Below are 18,849 nucleotides of genomic sequence, written 5' to 3' on the forward strand. Positions count from 1 at the left end.
GGGTGGCCATGACCGACGCGAACACCAGCCCGCTGACCCCGGTGCTCACCAAGCGGTGGCTGTCGCCGAACGCCTGGACGCTGCGGACCTACGAGCAGCTGGAGGGCTACACCGCGCTGCGCAAGGCGCTCGGCGCCGCGCCGGACCAGCTCGTCGAGCTGGTCAAGGCGGCCGGGTTGCGCGGTCGCGGCGGCGCCGGGTTCCCGACCGGCGTGAAGTGGGGCTTCATGCCCAAGGACCCGGTCAAGCCGCACTACCTGGTGATCAACGCCGACGAGGGCGAACCGGGCACGTGCAAGGACATCCCGCTGATGATGGCCGACCCGCACTCGCTGATCGAGGGCTGCGTCATCGCCTCCTACGCGATGCGGGCGAACCACTGCATGATCTACGTGCGGGGCGAGGCGCTGCACCCGATCCGGCGGCTCAACCACGCGGTCCGCGAGGCCTACCAGGCCGGTTACCTGGGCGAGGACATCCTCGGCTCGGGCTTCGACCTGGACATCGTGGTGCACGCCGGGGCCGGGGCCTACATCTGCGGCGAGGAGACCGCGCTGCTGGACTCGCTGGAGGGCAAGCGCGGCCAGCCCCGGCTCAAGCCGCCGTTCCCCGCCGCCGCCGGGCTCTACGCCTGCCCGACCACGGTGAACAACGTCGAGACCATCGCCTCGGTGCCCTACATCGTCAACGGCGGGTCCGACTGGTTCCGGTCCATGGGGCGGGAGAAGTCGCCCGGGCCGAAGATCTTCTCGCTGTCCGGGCACGTCGAGCGCCCCGGCCAGTACGAGGCCCCGCTGGGCACCACGCTGCGCGAGCTGCTGGACCTGGCCGGGGGCATGAAGGACGGCATCCCGCTGAAGTTCTGGACGCCGGGCGGCTCGTCCACCCCGCTGTTCACCGCCGACCACCTGGACACCCCGCTGGACTTCGAAGGCGCCGCCGAGGCCGGGTCGATGCTCGGCACCACCGCGCTGATGATCTTCAACGAGACCGTCTCGGTGCCGTGGGCGGTGATGAAGTGGACCCAGTTCTACGAGCACGAGTCCTGCGGCAAGTGCACCCCCTGCCGGGAGGGCACCTACTGGCTCGCGCAGGTGCTGGAGCGGATGGTCGACGGCCGCGGCACCGAGGAGGACATCGACACCCTCCTCGACGTCTGCGACAACATCTTCGGCCGCTCCTTCTGCGCGCTCGGTGACGGCGCGGTCAGCCCGATCACCAGCGGCATTCAGTACTTCCGCGAGGAATTCCTCGCGCTGTGCCGGAAAGAACAGCACGACGACACGGCATCCGCACTGGTAGGAGCGGCCCGATGACAGTGGTACCCGAAGCGCCCGACGAGGCCCGCCCGGTGCCGGAGGGCTACGTCCGGCTCACCATCGACGGCATCGAGGTGGACGCCCCGAAGGGCGAGCTGCTGATCCGCACCGCCGAGCGGATGGGCATCGTCATCCCCCGGTTCTGCGACCACCCGCTGCTCGACCCGGCCGGGGCCTGCCGGCAGTGCCTGGTCGAGGTCGAGATGGGCGGGCGGCCGATGCCCAAGCCGCAGGCCTCCTGCACCATGACCGTCGCCGACGGCATGGTGGTCAAGACCCAGAAGACCTCGCAGGTGGCGGACAAGGCGCAGCAGGGCATGATGGAGCTGCTGCTGATCAACCACCCGCTCGACTGCCCGGTCTGCGACAAGGGTGGCGAGTGCCCGCTGCAGAACCAGGCGCTCAAGCACGGCCGCGCCGACTCCCGCTTCCACGAGACCAAGCGGACCTTCGCCAAGCCGGTGCCGATCTCCACCCAGGTGCTGCTGGACCGGGAGCGCTGCGTGCTGTGCCAGCGCTGCACCCGGTTCTCCAAGCAGATCGCCGGTGACCCGTTCATCGAGCTGCTGGAGCGCGGCGCGGTGCAGCAGATCGGCATCGGCGAGCAGCAGCCGTTCCAGTCCTACTTCTCGGGCAACACCATCCAGATCTGCCCGGTGGGGGCGCTGACCAGCAGCGCGTACCGGTTCCGCTCCCGGCCGTTCGACCTGATGTCCACGCCCGGCCAGTGCGAGCACTGCGCGTCCGGCTGCGAGGTCCGCACCGACTGGCGGCGCGGCAAGGTGATGCGGCGGCTGGCCGGGGACGTCCCCGAGGTCAACGAGGAGTGGATCTGCGACAAGGGCCGGTTCGCCTTCCGCTACGCCACCGCGCAGGACCGGATCACCCGGCCGCTGGTGCGCGAGGGCGGCGAGCTGCGCCCGGCGTCCTGGACCGAGGCGCTGCGGGTGGCCGCCGACGGGCTGCTCCGGGTCCGCGACGGCGGGGTCGGGGTGCTGCCGGGCGGCCGGGTCACCGAGGAGGACGCCTACGCCTACGCCAAGTTCGCCCGGATCGCGTTGCGCAGCAACGACATCGACCACCGGGCGCGGGCGCACTCGGACGAGGAGCTGCGGTTCCTGGAGTCCACGGTGGTCGGTACCGCGCCGGGTCGCGGCGCGGTGACCTACCAGCACCTGGAGGACGCCCCGGCGGTGCTCTGCGCGGCCTTCGAGCCCGAGGAGGAATCGCCGATCGTCTTCCTGCGGCTGCGCAAGGCCGCCCGCGCCGGCCGGACGCAGGTGTTCCACCTCGGCCAGTGGAGCTCGCCCGGCGTGGAGAAGACCACCGTCATCGCGCAGGCGGGCGGGCCGCAGCGCACCGGTGAGCTGATCGGGTGCGCACCCGGAGGTGAGGCGGCGGCGCTCGAAGCACTACCGCCCGAGGCCCTCGACGCGCTGTCCCGGCCGGGTTCGGTGCTGCTGGTCGGCGAGCGCGCCGCGCAGGTCCCGGGCCTGCACTCGGCGCTGCTGCGGTGCGCCGAGCGGACCGGCGCGCGGCTGGCGTGGGTGCCGCGGCGGGCCGGGGAGCGCGGTGCGGTGCAGGCCGGGACGCTGCCGACGCTGCTGCCGGGCGGGCGCCCGGTGGTCGATCCGGCGGCGCGGGCCGAGCTGGAGCAGGCGTGGGGCCTGGCCGGCGGGACGCTGCCCCCCGCCGCGGGCCGCGACCTCACCGGCATCCTGCGCGCCGCCGCCGACGGGGAGCTGCCCGGACTGCTGGTCGGCGGCGTGGAGGTCGCCGACCTGCCGGACCCGGAGCTGGCCGAGCGGGCGCTGGCCCGCGCGGAGTTCGTGGTGAGCCTGGAACTGCGGCCGAGCGCGGTCACCGACCACGCCGACGTGGTGCTGCCGGTCGCGCCCAGCGTGGAGAAGTCCGGCACCTACCTGAACTGGGAGGGCCGGCGCCGCGAATTCCGCACCACGATCGAGGAGACCGGCGCGGTGCCGGACTGCCGGGTCCTCGACACCCTCGCCGTCGAGATGGACCACGACCTGTTCACCCAGACGCCCGCCGCCGCGGCGGCCGAGCTGGACCGGATCGGCGACTACCTCGGCACCCGGCTGCCCGCCCCGGACGTCCCGGCCGCCGCGCCGCCGACGCCCGGACCCGGGCAGGCGGTGCTGGCGACCTGGCGGCAACTGCTCGACGACGGGGCGCTGCAGGTCGAGGAGCCGGCGCTGGCCGGGACCGCGCGGGAGGCGGTCGCGGTGCTCTCGCCCGGCACGGCCCGGCGCGTCGGCGCCACCGAGGGCCGCCCGCTGGTGGTGCGCACCGACCGGGGCTCGATCACGTTGCCGCTGCGGCTGGCCGAGCTGCCCGACGACGTGGTGTGGCTGCCCACCCGCTCCGGCCCGTCGCAGGTCAACCGGGAGCTCGGCGTGGGGCACGGCGGGCTGGTGGAGATCGGCGCGATCGGCCCGATGCCCGCGGCGTCCACCAACGGCCACGGCCGCCACCACGACGCCGTCGGGAACTCCGACCACGAGAACGGCAAGGGGGGCCGGGCATGACCCGCACCGCGGAACTGCTCGCCGACGACCCGCTGTGGCTCATCCTGATCAAGGTCGTGCTCATCTTCGGCTTCCTGGTCGTGATGACGCTGCTGACCATCTGGGCGGAGCGGCGGGTCATCGGCCGGATGCAGAACCGGCCCGGCCCCAACCGCGCGGGACCGTTCGGCATCCTCCAGTCGCTCGCCGACGGGCTGAAGCTGGCCTTCAAGGAGGACATCCGCCCGGTCCTGGCCGACAAGTGGGTGTACTTCCTGGCGCCGGTCATCTCGGCGACCCCGGCGATGGTGTCGTTCTCGGTGATCCCGATCGCGCCCGAGGTGACGATCTTCGGCGAGACCACCGCGTTGCAGCTCGTGGACCTGCCGGTCGGCCTGCTGGTGGTGCTGGCCTGCGCCTCGATCGGCGTCTACGGCATCGTGCTGGCCGGCTGGGCCTCCGGTTCGCCGTACCCGCTGCTGGGTTCGCTGCGCTCGGCGGCGCAGGTGATCTCCTACGAGATCGCGATGGGCCTGTCCTTCGTCGCGGTGATCATGTACGCGGGGACGCTGTCCACCTCGGGGATCGTCGCGGCGCAGGCCAACGGCTGGTTCGCGCTGCTGCTGCCGTTCAGCTTCGCGGTGTACCTGGTGTCGATGGTCGGGGAGACCAACCGCGCCCCGTTCGACCTCCCGGAGGCCGAGTCGGAGCTCGTCGGCGGATTCCACACCGAGTACTCCTCGCTGAAGTTCGCGCTGTTCTTCCTCGCCGAGTACATCAACATGGTGACCGTCTCGGCGCTGGCGACCACGCTGTTCCTCGGCGGCTGGCACGCCCCGTGGCCGCTGTCGATGATCGGCGACGGGGTGCTCAACACCGGGTGGTGGCCGGTGCTGTGGTTCCTCGGCAAGACCCTGCTGTTCCTGTTCGTGTTCGTGTGGCTGCGCGGCACGCTGCCCCGGCTGCGCTACGACCAGTTCATGCACCTGGGCTGGAAGGTGCTGGTCCCGCTCAGCTTCGTGTGGATCATCGCGGTGGTCATCATCCGCGCGGTCCGCAACGAGGACGCCATCACCACCCAGCAGTTCCTCATCGGCGGCGGGATCGTCGTGGTCGTCCTGCTGGCGGCGACGTTCCTGATCCCGGACAAGAAACCACCGCAGGACCACGAGGTCCCGCACTCCGGCAGCGATTTCCCGGTGCCCCCGCTGGACCTCCAGGTCCCGCCCGCGCCGCCGAAGCGCACCCCGGTGCGCAGCGGCGCTCCGGACGCCGGCGACAGCGGTGCCCCGGACGAAGGAAAGGAGGCGCCCCGTGGGGATGTTTGATCCGATCAAGGGGTTCGGCGTCACCTTCTCGACGATGTTCCGGAAGGTCGTCACCGAGGAGTACCCGGAGGTCAAGAAGGTCCCGGCGCCCCGGTTCCACGGCCGCCACCAGCTCAACCGGCACCCGGACGGGCTGGAGAAGTGCGTCGGCTGCGAGCTGTGCGCCTGGGCCTGCCCGGCGGACGCGATCTTCGTCGAGGGCGGGGACAACACCGAGGAGGAGCGGTACTCGCCGGGTGAGCGCTACGGCATGGACTACCAGATCAACTACCTGCGCTGCATCGGCTGCGGGTTGTGCATCGAGGCCTGCCCGACCCGGGCGCTGACCATGACCAACGAGTACGAGACCGCCGACGACAACCGGCGGGACCTCATCTACACCAAGGAGGACCTGCTCGCCCCGCTGCTGCCCGGCATGGAGCAGCCGCCGCACCCGATGCGGCTCGGCGACGACGAGCAGGAGTACTACGCGCGCGGACCCGAACTGGCCCGCCACCGCGGTGTTCCCGAAGACGAGACGGTCGAGTCCGGACCCGAGGAGGCCAGGCGGTGATGGTTCTCGCGGCGACGACCCACGTGCTGGCCCAGTCCGGCGCGGCGGTGGGCACCGGTGAGGCGGTGGCGTTCTGGGTGCTGGGACCGCTGGCCCTGCTCGGCGGGCTCGGCATGGTGTTCGCCCGCAACGCGGTGCACTCCGCGCTGTGGCTGGTGCTGACCATGCTCTCGCTCGGCGTGCTCTACATGGCGCAGAGCGCGCAGTTCCTCGGCTTCACCCAGATCATCGTCTACACCGGCGCGATCATGATGCTGTTCCTGTTCGTGCTCATGATGGTCGGCCGGGACTCCTCGGACTCGGTGGTGGAGGTGCTGCGCGGGCAGCGGCTGTGGGCCGGGCTCGGCGGCATCGGCTTCGGCGTGCTGCTGGTCAGCGGCCTGGCCCGGGCGCTGACCGAGGTGCCGGTGGCCGCCCCGCTGGACCCGTGGTCGCCCGCGGGCGGCGGTGCGGGCGGGCTCGGCCGGTTGATCTTCACCGACTACCTGTTCCCGTTCGAGCTGACCTCGGCGCTGCTGATCACCGCGGCGCTGGGCGCGATGGTGCTGGCCTACGGCGGCAAGGGCCGCGGTCCCCGGATCAGCCAGCGGGAGCGGGCCAACCGCCGGTTCCGCAGCGACCGCCCGTCCCCGCAGCCCGGTCCGGGCGTGTACGCGACCGCCAACTCGGTGGCCGTGCCCGCGCTGCTGCCGGACGGCTCGGTGGCGCCGGAATCGCTGTCCCGGCTGCTGGAGAACCTGCCCGTCGACGAGGTCGGCGACCACCGGTCGGTGGCGAGCCGGGACCGCGCCCCCGATCCGCGCACGCTCACCGGTTCCGGCGCCGAACCGGCTCCCGAACCGCCGGAGGGCGGGGCGGGCCACGCGTCCGAGGATTCCCCCGTCGAGGAGGTCCGGCAGTGACCCCCACGTACTACCTGCTGCTGTCGGCGCTGCTGTTCACCATCGGCGCGGTCGGCGTCCTGGTGCGCCGCAACGCGATCGTCGTGTTCATGTGCATCGAGCTGATGCTCAACGCGGTGAACCTGACCCTGGTGACCTTCGCCCGGATCGAGGGATCGGTGCACGGGCAAGTCATGGCGTTCTTCGTGATGGTCGTCGCCGCCGCCGAGGTCGTCGTCGGGCTGGCCATCATCATGTCGATCTTCCGGACGCGTCGCTCGGCCTCGGTCGACGACGCCAACCTGCTGAAGTACTGAGAGGCGCGTGGTGACGGCAATGATGACGCTCAGCGCCGCCGCGGAGGCCGGGGCCGTGGACGTGACCTCGGCGGCCGGGGCAGTGCAGCAGAACGCCTGGCTGCTGATCGCGCTGCCCGCGCTGGGCGCGCTGGTGCTGCTGGTCGCCGGGCGCCGGGCCAACGGGTGGGGCCACTACCTCGGCACCGCGACCGTGCTCGGCTCCTTCGGCTACGCCCTGGCGCTGTTCACCTCGGTGCTCGCCACCGGCGACGAGCAGCGGGTCCGCGAGCTGCCCCTGTTCTCCTGGATCCCGGTCAACGCCCTCCAGGTCGACTTCGGGCTCCGGATGGACCCGCTGTCGCTGGTGTTCGTGCTGCTGATCACCGGTGTCGGATCGCTGATCCACATCTACTCGATCGGTTACATGGCGCACGACCAGCAGGGCCGCAGCGGCGGGCGCAACACCGAGCGGCGGCGGTTCTTCGCCTACCTGAACCTGTTCGTCGCGGCGATGCTGGTCCTGGTGCTGGGCAACAGCTTCCTCACCCTCTACCTCGGGTGGGAGGGCGTCGGCCTGGCCTCCTACCTGCTGATCGGCTTCTGGCAGCACCGGCCCAGCGCGGCGGGCGCGGCGACCAAGGCGTTCGTGATGAACCGGGTCGGCGACATCGGGCTGGCGCTGGCGATCTTCCTGCTGTTCGCCAACCTCGGCACCACGCAGTACTCCGAGGTGTTCGCCCGCGCTGGGGAACTGTCCTCCGGGGTGCTGCTGGCGATCACCCTGCTGCTGCTGCTCGGCGCCTGCGGCAAGTCCGGCCAGGTGCCGCTGCAGGCGTGGTTGCCGGACGCGATGGAGGGCCCGACCCCGGTCTCGGCGCTGATCCACGCCGCGACGATGGTCACCGCCGGCGTCTACCTGATCGCCCGCGCCAACCCGCTGTACTCGCTGTCGCCGGGCGGCCAGCTCGCGGTCGTCATCGTCGGCGCGGTGACGCTGCTGGTCGGCTGCATCATCGGCTGCGCCTACGACGACATCAAGAAGGTGCTGGCCTACTCCACGGTGAGCCAGATCGGTTACATGATGCTGGCCGTCGGCCTCGGCCCGGCCGGCTACGCGCTGGGCATCATGCACCTGCTGACCCACGGGTTCTTCAAGGCCGGGCTGTTCCTCGGCGCGGGCTCGGTGATGCACGGCATGAACGACGAGGTCGACATGCGCAAGTACGGCGGGCTCGCCCGGTACATGCCGGTCACCTTCGCCACCTTCGCGCTCGGCTACCTCGCGCTGATCGGGTTCCCGTTCCTGTCCGGCTACTACTCCAAGGACGCCATCATCGCCGCCGCCTTCGGCCAGGAGGGCTGGCGCGCCTGGGTGTTCGGCGGGGTGGCGCTGCTGGGCGCCGCGCTCACCGCGTTCTACATGACCCGCCTGGTGCTCATGACGTTCTTCGGCGAGAAGCGGTGGAAGGAGCTGAAGTCCAGCGACGGCAGGGACTTCCACCCGCACGAGTCGCCCGCGGTGATGACCGCGCCGATGGTGGTGCTCGCCGTCGGTTCGGTGGCGGCCGGGCTGTTCTTCACCGCCGGGGACCGGCTGGTGACGTTCCTGGTGCCCTCGCTGGGCTCGCTCGCGCACGCCGAGACGCCCGCGCTGCCGCACGCGGTGATCCCGGTGCTCACCGTCGGGTTCTCCGCGCTCGGCGCGCTGGTCGCGTGGCTGGTGGTGGGGCGCGGGCCGGTGCCGGTGCAGCGCCCGCAGCGGGTCTCGCCGGTGGTCCGGGCCGCCCGCGCCGACCTCGGCGGCAACGCGCTCAACGACCTCGTCGCGGTGCGGCCGACCTACGCCCTCAGCCGCGGCCTGGTCGAGGTGGACCGCCGCGGGGTGGACGGCGCGGTCCACGGCGTCGGCTCGGTGCTGACCCTGGCCTCGCAGGGGCTGCGCCGGTGGCAGACCGGGTTCGTGCGCTCCTACGCGCTGTCCATGCTCTTCGGCGGGATCTTCGTGATCGCCGCCCTGATGGTGGTGGGGATGCCGGTATGACGTGCTCCGCTGACCGACCGACCGGAGCGTTGCGGGAGGAGAACCGATGACCCCGCTCCTTGCCCTGATCCTGCTGCCGATCGCCGGGTCGGTGGTGGTGGCGCTGCTGCGCGGCAACGCTCCCGCCGCGAAGTGGACCGCGCTCGGCTTCTCGCTGGTGGAGCTGGGGATCGCCGCCGCCGCGTGGCTGGCCTACGACCCGGCGGGCCCGCGCCTGCAGCTGTCCAGCTCGGTGCCGTGGATCCCCGCGTTCGACATCTCGGTGTCGTTCGGGGTGGACGGCATCGCGCTGGTGATGATCGCGGTGATCACCGTGCTCACCCCGCTGGTGCTGGGCTTCAGCTGGGGCGAGCGGCTGCCCGCGGGCCGCACCCACGGCGGGTTCTTCTCGCTGCTGCTGCTGGAGCAGGCGCTGACCATCGCGGTGTTCGCCGCGACGGACCTGTTCCTGTTCTACGTGCTGTTCGAGATCATGCTGGTGCCGATGTACTTCCTCATCGGCGGCTACGGCGGTCCGGAGCGGGTCCGCGCGGCGGTGAAGTTCTTCCTGTACTCGTTCCTCGGCGGCCTGATCATGCTGGCCTCGGCGATCGGCGCCTACGCCTACTCGGCGCAGGCCACCGGCAGCGGGACGTTCGACTGGGAGCGGCTGGTGCCGGTGCTGTCCCAGGCGCCGACCGAGGTCCAGGTGTGGCTGTTCCTCGGCTTCTTCGCCGCCTTCGCGATCAAGGCGCCGCTGGTGCCGTTCCACACCTGGCTGCCCGACGCCACGCAGCAGGCGCCGATCGGCGTCGCGGTGGTCGTGGTCGGCGTGCTGGACAAGGTCGGCACCTTCGGCTTCCTGCGCTACAGCCTGCCGCTGACCCCGGAGGCGTCCACCCTGCTGGCCCCGGTGGTGCTGGTGCTGGCGGTGGCCGGGGTGCTCTACGGGTCGCTGCAGGCGTTCGGGCAGACCGACCTCAAGCGGTTCATCGCCTACGTCTCGATCGCCCACTTCGGGTTCATCGCGCTGGGCATCTTCGCGTTCACCACGCAGGCGCAGGCCGGTTCGGTGACCTACATGGTCAACCACAGCTTCGCCACCGGGATGCTGGTCCTGGTGATCGGCATGGTGATCGCGCGCGGCGGCTCCACCCGGATCGCCGACTACGGCGGGATGGCCCGGGTGACGCCGCTGCTGGCGGGGATGTTGCTCATCGCCGGGCTGAGCACCCTGTCGCTGCCCGGCACCAGCTCGTTCATCAGCGAGATCCTGGTGCTCATCGGCTCGTTCCCGACCCGACCGGTGTTCACGGTGCTGGCCACGCTCGGCATGGTGCTGGCCGCCGCCTACGTGCTGCGGCTCTACCAGCGGACGATGCAGGGCCCGGTGCGCGGGGACGCGCTGCTGGGCGCGCTGCCCGGACCGGGCGCGCTGGCCGATCCGAACGCCCCGGCGGAACCGCGCAGCGCCATCAAGGACCTCGGCGGCCGGGAGATCGCGGTGCTCGCCCCGCTGGTCGTGCTGGTGCTGGCGCTGGGGATCTACCCGAAGCCGGTGCTGGACGTGGTCAACCCGTCGGTCGCGGCAACCATGAGCGAGGTCGGCGCCACCGACCCCGTGACCTCGCAGGGAGGTAATTGACAGTGCGTGCAGGGGTTCTGGCGCAGCAGCCGGTCGAAGTACCACCGATCGACTACGCGGCGATCGCACCGATCCTGGTGATCCTCGGCGCCGCCTGCCTCGGGGTGCTGGTGGAGGCGTTCATGCCCCGCCACCAGCGCTGGTCGGCGCAGGTGGGGCTGAGCCTGCTGGCGATCGTGGTCGCCGGGATGGCGGTGGCGTTCTACGCGCGGCAGGGCGGTACCGGGGCGACCACGCTGTCCGACACGTTGGCGGTCGACCCGCCCGCGCTGTTCCTGTGGGGCACCCTGCTGGCGCTCGGGTTCGCCTCGATCCTGCTCATCGCGGACCGCTCGGTGGAGACCGGCGGGGCGTTCGTCTCCGAGGGGCAGATCACCCGCGTCGCGGAGGGCCCCGGCACGATGAGCCGGGCCGCCGCGGCGGCGTCCGGGATGCGCACCGAGGTCTTCCCGCTCGCCCTGTTCTCGCTCGGCGGCATGATGGTGTTCTGCGCCGCCAACGACCTGCTGACGATGTTCATCGCGCTGGAGGTGCTGAGCCTCCCGCTGTACCTGATGTGCGGGCTGGCCAAGCGGCGGCGGCTGCTGTCCCAGGAAGCGGCGGTGAAGTACTTCCTGCTCGGCGCGTTCGCCTCGGCGTTCTTCCTGTACGGGCTGGCGCTGCTCTACGGCTACGCGGGATCGGTGCGGCTGGCCGCGATCGCCGACGCCACCGCCGGGACCGACCGCTCCGACACGCTGCTGTTCGCCGGGCTCGGCCTGCTGCTGATCGGCCTGCTGTTCAAGGCCTCCATCGGCCCGTTCCACGCCTGGACCCCGGACGTCTACCAGGGCGCGCCGACCGCGGTGACCGGCTTCATGGCCGCCTGCACCAAGGTCGCCGCGTTCGGCGGCATCCTGCGGGTGCTCCAGGTGGCGTTCGAGGCGTCGAGCTGGGAGTGGCGCGGGGTGCTGTGGGCGATCGCCATCGCCTCGATGGTGATCGGCGTGGTGCTCGGCCTCACCCAGCGCGACCTCAAGCGGATGATCGCCTACTCCTCGGTCGCGCACGCGGGCTTCATGCTGATCGGGGCGATCGCGCTCACCGACCGCGGCCTGTCCGGCACCCTGTTCTACCTGCTCGCCTACGGGTTCAGCACGGTCGCGGTGTTCGGCGTGATCAGCCTGGTCCGGCGGTCCGATGGTGAGGCAACTCACCTGTCGGACTGGGCGGGGTTGGCCAAGCGCTCACCGCTGGTCGCCGCGGTGTTCACCTTCCTCATGTTCGCCCTGGCCGGAATCCCGTTCACGAGCGGTTTTGTCGGGAAGTTCGTGGTTTTCGAGGCGGCGCTGCGGGACGGGATGGCCCCGCTGGTGGTCGTGGCCCTGGTGGCCAGTGCGGTCGCGGCCTTCTTCTACCTTCGTGTCATCGTGCTGATGTACTTCAGCGAACCGGCCGACGACGGCCCCACCGTCAGCGTGCCGGGCGCCTTCACGACGGCGGCGATCACGCTGGGCGTGGTCGTCACGTTGCTGCTGGGCGTGCTGCCGACGTTGGCTCTGGACTGGGCGAACGTGGGGGGCTTCGTGTCGTAGAGTGCTCGCCGGTAGGGCGACTCGATGGGGGAACGAAGGCGACGGTGACGTGAGCAGGGCAGCGGGTGACCCGATCAGAGAGCTGACCGGCATGGCGGTCGGGTTCGACATCGCCGACGAGGCGCTGGCCGAGTCGGTCCAGCAGGGCATGGATGCGGTGGAGCGGCTGCTGCACGAGTCGGTGCGCAGCGACTTCGAGTTCGCCACCCGCACCTCGCTGCACCTGGTGGACGCGGGCGGCAAGCGCTTCCGGCCGCTGTTCGTGCTCATCGCCGCGCAGTTCGGCGAGGAGGTCACCGAGGACGTCCTCAAGTCCGCCGCGATCATCGAGCTGGTCCACCTCGCGACGCTCTACCACGACGACGTGATGGACGAGGCCACCATGCGGCGCGGCGCGACCAGCGCCAACGCCCGCTGGGACAACTCGGTGGCGATCCTCACCGGTGACTTCCTGTTCGCCCAGGCGTCGCGGCTGGTCGCCGACCTCGGCGCCGAGGCCGTCCGGCGGATGGCCCGCACCTTCGAGGCGCTGGTCACCGGGCAGATGCGGGAGACCATCGGCCCGGGTCCGGACGAGGACGCCGTCGAGCACTACCTGACGGTGATCTACGAGAAGACCGGGTCGCTGATCGCCACGGCGGGCCGCTTCGGTTCCTGGTTCGCCGACGCCGCCGCCCCCCACGTCGCGTCGCTGGAGCGGATCGGCCGGCTGATCGGCACCGGGTTCCAGATCTCCGACGACATCATCGACATCGCCTCGCCGGCCCTGGAATCGGGCAAGACCCCCGGCACCGACCTGCGGGAGGGCGTCCGGACGCTGCCGATGCTCTACGCGCTGGCCGACGCCGACCTGGAACCGCGACTGGCCGAGCTGCTGTCCGGGCCGATCACCGAGGACGCCGAGGTGGAGGAGGCGCTGGCGCTGCTGCGGGACTCCAACGGCCTGGCCCAGGCCCGCGCCACCCTGGACGACTTCGCCGACGACGCCCGCGCCGAGCTGGCGACGCTGCCCGCCGGTCCGGCGCGCGACGCGCTGTCCTCGCTGGTCGACTACGTGGTCGCCCGCACGAACTAGCGGAAACGGAGCAGGACGTGCGGGGCAGCGGCGGTGCGTTTCCGACAACGTTGCGCAGCCACCGGACCGTGCCGGGAGTCGGCCGGGCCGGTGCGCCGACCGCCGGGGCCGGCGGTTTCGAGGAGGGACGACGCACGTGACGACCTGGCTGTTCACCCAGGTGTGGTTGTGGAGCCTGGCGGCCTTCCTGCTGGGCTCGGCGTGCACCTGGCTGCTGTTCGTCCGCCCGCTGAAGCGGCGGCTGGCCGAGCAGTACGACGACCCGTACTACGACGACGAGCCCGCCTACGACGTCGAGCAGCCGACGCTGGTGCCGGAGCGCCCGCTGGACCTGCTCGACGACGAGCGCGACAACGAGCCGCCGATCGGCCCGTGGGACCGCTCGCCACGCCCGTGGGTCGACCCGGAGACCCGGCAGTTCCCGGCCGTCGACGACCGGCCCGAGCCCGCCCCGGTCGCCACCCCCGCGCCGGAGCCGGAACCCGAGCCGAGGCCGGAACCGGAGCCGCTTCCGGAGCGCGACGCGGGCAACACCTGGTTCCGCAAGCCGACGACCGGGCCCGGTACCGAGTTCCTCCCGGTGGGCGCCGAGCCGGAGCCGCTGCCCGAGCGCCCCGGTCCGCCGGTCGAGCCGGTGCCGACCGCCTGGCCGGGAGCCGCCCCCGCGTCCGCCGCCGAGGCCCCGACGCGCCAGGAGCCCGAGCCCGACCTCCGGCACCACGACGCGCCGTTCACCCCGCTGCGCCCGGCCGAGCCCGCCCGCAACGGCCAGGCGCCCGCCCCGGACCAGGACCGTCCCGCCGAGCTCCCGCAACCCCCGGCGCCCCAGCCGCCCGCTGTCCAGCCTCCGGCGGCCCAGGCTCCGGAGGTCCGGGCTCCCGCGCCCCAGGCTCCCCGGGAACCCGACCAGGGGATGCGCCGCGAAACCCGGCTCACCGGCCAGTTGCGGTCGCTGTTCGAGCCGGTGGAGTCCGGCGACGCCGCCTACACCCCGCCGGTCGGCGCGGAGGCCACCCAGGTCTTCCCGGCGGTCGACGACACCGCGAACGAGCCGCGGACCGACATCCACCCGGCCCCCGAACTCGACCGAGCCACCACCCCGACCGGGACGGACCTGGACCAGGCCGACCCGCCCCAGGCCGACGGGACCAAGGCGGACCTCGACGAGGCGCCCGAGGCCACCCCGGAGCACCCCGAGCCAGACCCGGGGAAGGCGAACCCGCGCCAAGCGGCCCAGCCCACGCCAGGACAAGCCGAGGCCGCCCCGGCCGAGGTCGACCCCGACGAGAACGACCCGGGCACCCAGGCCGCCGAGGGGCAACCCGAGCCCAAGGCCAACCCGGACCAGGCGGACGAGGCGGACCAGGCCACACCAGGCCGAGCCCCGGCCGACCCCGCCCCAGCGGGGCGAGGCGCCGACGCATCCGCCGAGCCGGGGGGAACCGCCGCCGAGGGCGGAGCCGAGAGCGGCCCACCGCCGCTGCCGCGCCGCACCCCGGGAGCGGGTCCGCGTCCGGGTCGCCCGGAGGAGCGCCCCGGCCCGATGATCAAGGGCCACTCGGCATCCCGCCAGTACCACGCGCCGGAGTCGCCGCACTACGAGTCGATCGTCGCCGACGTCTGGTTCCGCACCCCGGCCGACGCCGAGACCGCGGGCTTCACCGCCTGGAACTCCTGACCCGCTCCGCTGAGTGAGGGGCACCCTTGCCCAAGTAACCGGGGCAAGGGTGCCCCTCACTCAGCTCACGAACGGGTGCGGACGGTCCGCAGCGGCGCACCGGCGCGGGCCCGTCACCTGAACGGGACACAGGTGAGGGGCCCCCTTGCCCAAGTAACTCGGACAAGGGTGCCCCTCACTCACGACTCGAACGGGTGAGGGTCAGTTCCGGTGGTGGGGCGGGGGTTGGCGTTCGAGGAGGCGGGAGAGGACGACCGTCGACACCGTGCGCCGGACGAACTCCACGGCCCGCAGCCGTTCCATCGCCTGTTCGAGGTGGTGGATGTCGGCCGCGCGCAGGTGCACGATGGCGTCGGCGTTGCCGGAGACGGTGTAGGCGGCCACGACCTCGGGCAGCGGGTCCAGCCCGGCGCGCAGCCGCCCGGTGGGGACGTTGCCGTGGCAGTGCACCTCGACGAACGCCTCGGTCCCCCAGCCCAGCGCCTCGGGGTCGACCACCGCGGTGAAGCCGCGCAACACCCCGCTGTCCAGCAGCTTGTCCACCCGCCGCTTCACGGCGGGCGCGGACAGCCCCACCCCGGCGCCGATCTCGGCGTAGCTGGCGCGCGCATCGGCCACCAGGTGCGAAACGATTCGCTGATCCAAAGCGTCCACGCGCAACATAGTGCCGCATCCGACGCAATGCAGCGGCATTGATGATCGGTCGAACCGCCGGTTAGATTTCGGATATGTCGGTCACCGCTGGTCTTCCCGCCGGGCCGGTCGCGGCCCGCCCGCGCGCCACCGCCCGGCACTACGTGATGTGCCCGCCGGAGCACTTCGCCGTCGAGTACTCGATCAACCCGTGGATGGATCCCGCCGCGCCGGTGGACGCCGCGCGGGCGATGCGGCAGTGGACCGAGCTGAAGGGCGTCTACGAGCGCCTCGGCCACACCGTCGAGGTGGTGCCGGCCGAGCCGGGGCTGCCGGACATGGTGTTCGCGGCGAACTCGGCGACGGTGCTGGGCGGGACGGTGCTCGGCGCCCGGTTCCGGGCGCCGCAGCGGGCCGCGGAGGCCGAGCACTTCCGCCGCTGGTTCGCCGCCCGCGGCCACCGGGAGCTGGTGATGGCCTCGCGGACCAACGAGGCGGAGGGGGACTTCGCGTGGACCGGCGAGGTGCTGCTGGCCGGGACCGGCTTCCGCACCGACCCGGCGGCGCACGCCGAGGCGCAGGAGGTGCTCGGGGTGCCGGTGGTGTCGCTGACGCTGACCGATCCGCGCTACTACCACCTGGACACGGCGCTGTTCGTGCTGGAACGGGGTCCGGGGGCGCGGATCGCGTACTTCCCGGACGCGTTCTCGCCGGGTTCGCGGCGGGTGCTGCGGCGGATGTTCCCGGACGCGGTGCTGGCCACCGAGGCGGACGCGTCCTGCCTCGGGCTCAACGGGGTGTCCGACGGGCTCAACGTGGTGCTGCCCGCGGAAGCGTCGGGGCTGGTGACCCGGCTGACCGACCTCGGCTACCGGCCGATCCCGGTGGACATCTCGGAACTGCGCAAATCCGGCGGCGGACCGAAGTGCTGCACGCTGGAACTGCACTGACGGCGCAGCAGGTGGGGGCGCAGCAGGTGGGGCGCCGTGCCCGGACGCCCCACCGCACCGATCAGCCTTCGTGGACCGCCTGCACGCCCAACTGGATGTCGATGGTCGGTCCGACCACGGCGATGCCCTTGGCGAGCGTCGCCTGCCAGTTCACCGAGTAGTCCTCGCGGCGCAGCGTCGTGGTGGCCAGCGCCGCCACCCGCAGGTCGCCGTCGAAGCCCGGGCCCTGCCACTTGCGCTGGCCCAGGTAGGTGGTGTCGAGCTGCACGTTGGTGCTGTGCCCGCGCAGCGTGAGGTTCCCGCTGATCGTCCAGCGGTCACCGCGGAGCTGGGTGAGCCGTTCGCTGCGGAAGTACAGCTTCGGGTAGTTCTCGACGTCGAAGAAGTCCGCCGAGCGCAGGTGCGTGTCCCGCATCTCGACGCCGGTGTCGACGCTCGCGGCCTCGATCACCACCTCGACCCGGGAGTCGGCGAAGTTCGGCGCGACGTGGATCAGCCCGTCGAAGTTCTTGAACATCCCGTGGATCTTGGACATGCCGACGTGCTGGGCCACGAACCGGATCTCGGTGTGGTACGGGTCGAAGCGGTAGACGCCGGGCTGCGGGAGCTCCAGCGAGTCGTCTGCCTTGAGCTCGACGCCGCCGATCGAGGTGTGCTGGTTGACCCGCACCTCGGTGCGGGTGCTGAAGCGGCGGTAACCGCCCGCGACGACCGAGACCTTGTGGGTCCCGGGCGGCAGCGCCGCGACGAAGTAGCCGTAGGTGTCGGTGTCGCCTTGTGCGATCTCCTTGTTGAAGCGGTCCACCACCGTGACGGTGGCGCCCGGGACGAGGGTGCCCCGTTCGTCGTGGACCTGGCAGCTCAGCACGCCGCTGTCCAGCGGTGTCGGAGGGAGGAACGCGCCGGAGCCGTTGCGCTCCGGCCGGTGCGTGCCCTCGCCGGTCGAACGACGTCGACGCAGCTTGGCGAAGATCATCCGAATCCCTTCCGCTTGCCCGCCGCGTGCGCGGACAAGATCGTTGATTCACTACTCGCGCGTAGATGCTAGAGACCTCGATCATCCGATCGGCGACGTGGTGCCCACGACGGGGTAGCGAACGGCACACCGCGTCACCGGAACTCCGATTCGCCCGGAGTCGTTTTCCGGGTGACCGTCGACGTGTCGGGGTGTGGCCTCCCCGCGTGCCGGACGAGAGTGTGATGCGGAGGCTGATGTGCACGGTCGTTCCAACGGGTTGAAGACCGCTCTGCTGCTCGGCGGCATGAGCGCGCTGGTGCTGCTGGTCGGGGCGCTGTTCGGGCGGGCCGGCCTGGTCATCGCGCTCGTGGTGGCGCTGGGCATGAACGGCTACGCCTACTTCAACTCGGCGAAGCTCGCGCTCAAGGCGATGCACGCCCGTCCCGTCTCCGAAGCCGAGCAGCCCCGGATGTACCGGATCGTGCGCGAGCTGGCCACCTCGGCCCGGCAGCCGATGCCCGCCCTCCACATCAGCCCGACGCGGGCGCCGAACGCCTTCGCCACCGGCCGCAACCCGAGGAACGCGGCGGTGTGCTGCACGGCGGGCATCCTGGAGCTGCTCGACGAGCGGGAGCTGCGGGCGGTGCTGGGCCACGAGCTCTCGCACGTCTACAACCGGGACATTCTGATCTCCAGCGTGGCCGGTGCGCTGGCCAGCGTGGTCACCTTCCTGGCCAACTTCGGCATGTTGTTCGGGATGGCCGGGGGCAACGGCGAGAACCGGCCGAACCCGCTGGCGATGCTGCTGGTGGCGCTGCTCGGGCCGATCGCGGCCGGGGTGGTGCAGATGGCCGTCAGCCGGTCCCGCGAGTACCAGGCCGACGCTTCGGGCGCGGAGCTCACCGGCGACCCGCTGGCGCTGGCCTCCGCGCTGCGCAAGCTGGAGCGCGGCACCCGGGAGGCGCCGCTGGCCCCGGAGCCGAAGGTGGTGTCCCAGTCCCACCTGATGATCGCCAACCCGTTCCGCCCCGGCGAGCGGATGGCGAAGCTGTTCTCCACCCACCCGCCGATCGAGGAGCGGGTGGCCAAACTAGAAGGAATGGCAGGCCGCCGGTTGCCGCCGTTGTGAGTGGTCTTTTTGCGTGGCGGTGCCGGTGGCGGAACCTCAGCGGCCTTCTCGTCGGGAAGGTGTGGTGGTCGGGTTGAGTGGCGGTGCGGGTGGCGGAACCTCAGCGGCCTTCTCGCTCCGGGCGCCCTTCCTCATGTACAAGCGCGTACACAGCGTCAGGGCGTCCTCGCGAGAAGGCCGCTGAGAACCCGCGGCGGTGCCAGTGGCGAGGGTGGGGCAAGGCGGAAGCGGCTTTCGCCGCTTGCCTGACGGTGGTTCCGTTCTGCGTGGGCGTGAGCG

The 18,849-nt window shown here is 71.8% G+C and carries 15 protein-coding genes; 13 read left to right on the top strand and 2 right to left on the bottom strand.

Features of this window, described 5'->3' with window-relative positions:
• Nucleotides 1-8: 8 nt before the first annotated feature.
• The 11 genes from nuoF (at nt 9) to ABD976_RS04245 (ending at nt 14,900) form a co-directional block, all read left to right on the top strand.
• On the top strand, nt 9-1,316 hold the full coding sequence (gene nuoF, locus ABD976_RS04195) for an NADH-quinone oxidoreductase subunit NuoF (RefSeq protein WP_345357372.1): 1,308 nt from the start codon (nt 9-11) through the stop codon (nt 1,314-1,316).
• A complete protein-coding gene (locus ABD976_RS04200; protein WP_345357375.1) occupies nt 1,313-3,868 on the top strand; it encodes an NADH-quinone oxidoreductase subunit G in 2,556 nt (851 codons plus the stop codon). Before nuoF ends, ABD976_RS04200 begins: the two co-directional genes overlap by 4 nt.
• A complete protein-coding gene (gene nuoH / locus ABD976_RS04205) occupies nt 3,865-5,175 on the top strand; it encodes an NADH-quinone oxidoreductase subunit NuoH (RefSeq protein WP_345357378.1) in 1,311 nt (436 codons plus the stop codon). The genes ABD976_RS04200 and nuoH overlap by 4 nt, the downstream gene beginning before the upstream one ends.
• On the top strand, nt 5,162-5,728 hold the full coding sequence (nuoI, locus tag ABD976_RS04210; protein WP_345357381.1) for an NADH-quinone oxidoreductase subunit NuoI: 567 nt from the start codon (nt 5,162-5,164) through the stop codon (nt 5,726-5,728). Before nuoH ends, nuoI begins: the two co-directional genes overlap by 14 nt.
• Nucleotides 5,728-6,630, top strand: coding sequence for an NADH-quinone oxidoreductase subunit J (locus ABD976_RS04215; protein ID WP_345358703.1), 903 nt, complete (start codon nt 5,728-5,730; stop codon nt 6,628-6,630). The genes nuoI and ABD976_RS04215 overlap by 1 nt, the downstream gene beginning before the upstream one ends.
• Nucleotides 6,627-6,926, top strand: coding sequence for an NADH-quinone oxidoreductase subunit NuoK (nuoK, locus tag ABD976_RS04220; RefSeq protein ID WP_093155324.1), 300 nt, complete (start codon nt 6,627-6,629; stop codon nt 6,924-6,926). The genes ABD976_RS04215 and nuoK overlap by 4 nt, the downstream gene beginning before the upstream one ends.
• 19 nt (nt 6,927-6,945) lie before the next feature.
• On the top strand, nt 6,946-8,949 hold the full coding sequence (gene nuoL / locus ABD976_RS04225; RefSeq protein WP_369775606.1) for an NADH-quinone oxidoreductase subunit L: 2,004 nt from the start codon (nt 6,946-6,948) through the stop codon (nt 8,947-8,949).
• 46 nt (nt 8,950-8,995) lie between these two features.
• On the top strand, nt 8,996-10,573 hold the full coding sequence (locus ABD976_RS04230; RefSeq protein ID WP_345357394.1) for a complex I subunit 4 family protein: 1,578 nt from the start codon (nt 8,996-8,998) through the stop codon (nt 10,571-10,573).
• Nucleotides 10,574-10,590: 17 nt separating this feature from the next.
• On the top strand, nt 10,591-12,147 hold the full coding sequence (gene nuoN / locus ABD976_RS04235; protein WP_345358709.1) for an NADH-quinone oxidoreductase subunit NuoN: 1,557 nt from the start codon (nt 10,591-10,593) through the stop codon (nt 12,145-12,147).
• Nucleotides 12,148-12,196: 49 nt separating this feature from the next.
• Nucleotides 12,197-13,222 (top strand): polyprenyl synthetase family protein, encoded by a 1,026-nt coding sequence (locus tag ABD976_RS04240; RefSeq protein ID WP_369775608.1) that lies wholly within the window; start codon nt 12,197-12,199, stop codon nt 13,220-13,222.
• Nucleotides 13,223-13,358: 136 nt separating this feature from the next.
• A complete protein-coding gene (locus ABD976_RS04245) occupies nt 13,359-14,900 on the top strand; it encodes a sunset domain-containing protein (RefSeq protein WP_345357397.1) in 1,542 nt (513 codons plus the stop codon).
• A gap of 201 nt (nt 14,901-15,101) precedes the next feature.
• On the opposite strand, the gene ABD976_RS04250 is transcribed toward ABD976_RS04245, so the two are convergent.
• Nucleotides 15,102-15,554: an Lrp/AsnC family transcriptional regulator gene (locus tag ABD976_RS04250; RefSeq protein ID WP_345357400.1), complete on the bottom strand. Its 453-nt coding sequence runs from the start codon at nt 15,552-15,554 to the stop codon at nt 15,102-15,104.
• A gap of 74 nt (nt 15,555-15,628) precedes the next feature.
• Here ABD976_RS04250 and ddaH point away from each other — a divergent pair, with 74 nt between their 5' ends.
• A complete protein-coding gene (gene ddaH, locus ABD976_RS04255; protein WP_345357403.1) occupies nt 15,629-16,483 on the top strand; it encodes a dimethylargininase in 855 nt (284 codons plus the stop codon).
• Between the two features lie 61 nt (nt 16,484-16,544).
• Here the strand turns inward: ddaH and ABD976_RS04260 are convergent, their stop codons facing one another.
• Complete coding sequence (locus ABD976_RS04260; protein ID WP_345357406.1) at nt 16,545-17,459, bottom strand: YceI family protein; 915 nt, start codon at nt 17,457-17,459, stop codon at nt 16,545-16,547.
• 238 nt (nt 17,460-17,697) lie between these two features.
• Here ABD976_RS04260 and htpX point away from each other — a divergent pair, with 238 nt between their 5' ends.
• On the top strand, nt 17,698-18,570 hold the full coding sequence (gene htpX / locus ABD976_RS04265; RefSeq protein WP_345357409.1) for a zinc metalloprotease HtpX: 873 nt from the start codon (nt 17,698-17,700) through the stop codon (nt 18,568-18,570).
• The last annotated feature ends 279 nt before the right edge of the window (nt 18,571-18,849 follow it).

This window comes from Saccharopolyspora cebuensis (assembly GCF_039542665.1).
Classification (GTDB): domain Bacteria; phylum Actinomycetota; class Actinomycetes; order Mycobacteriales; family Pseudonocardiaceae; genus Saccharopolyspora; species Saccharopolyspora cebuensis.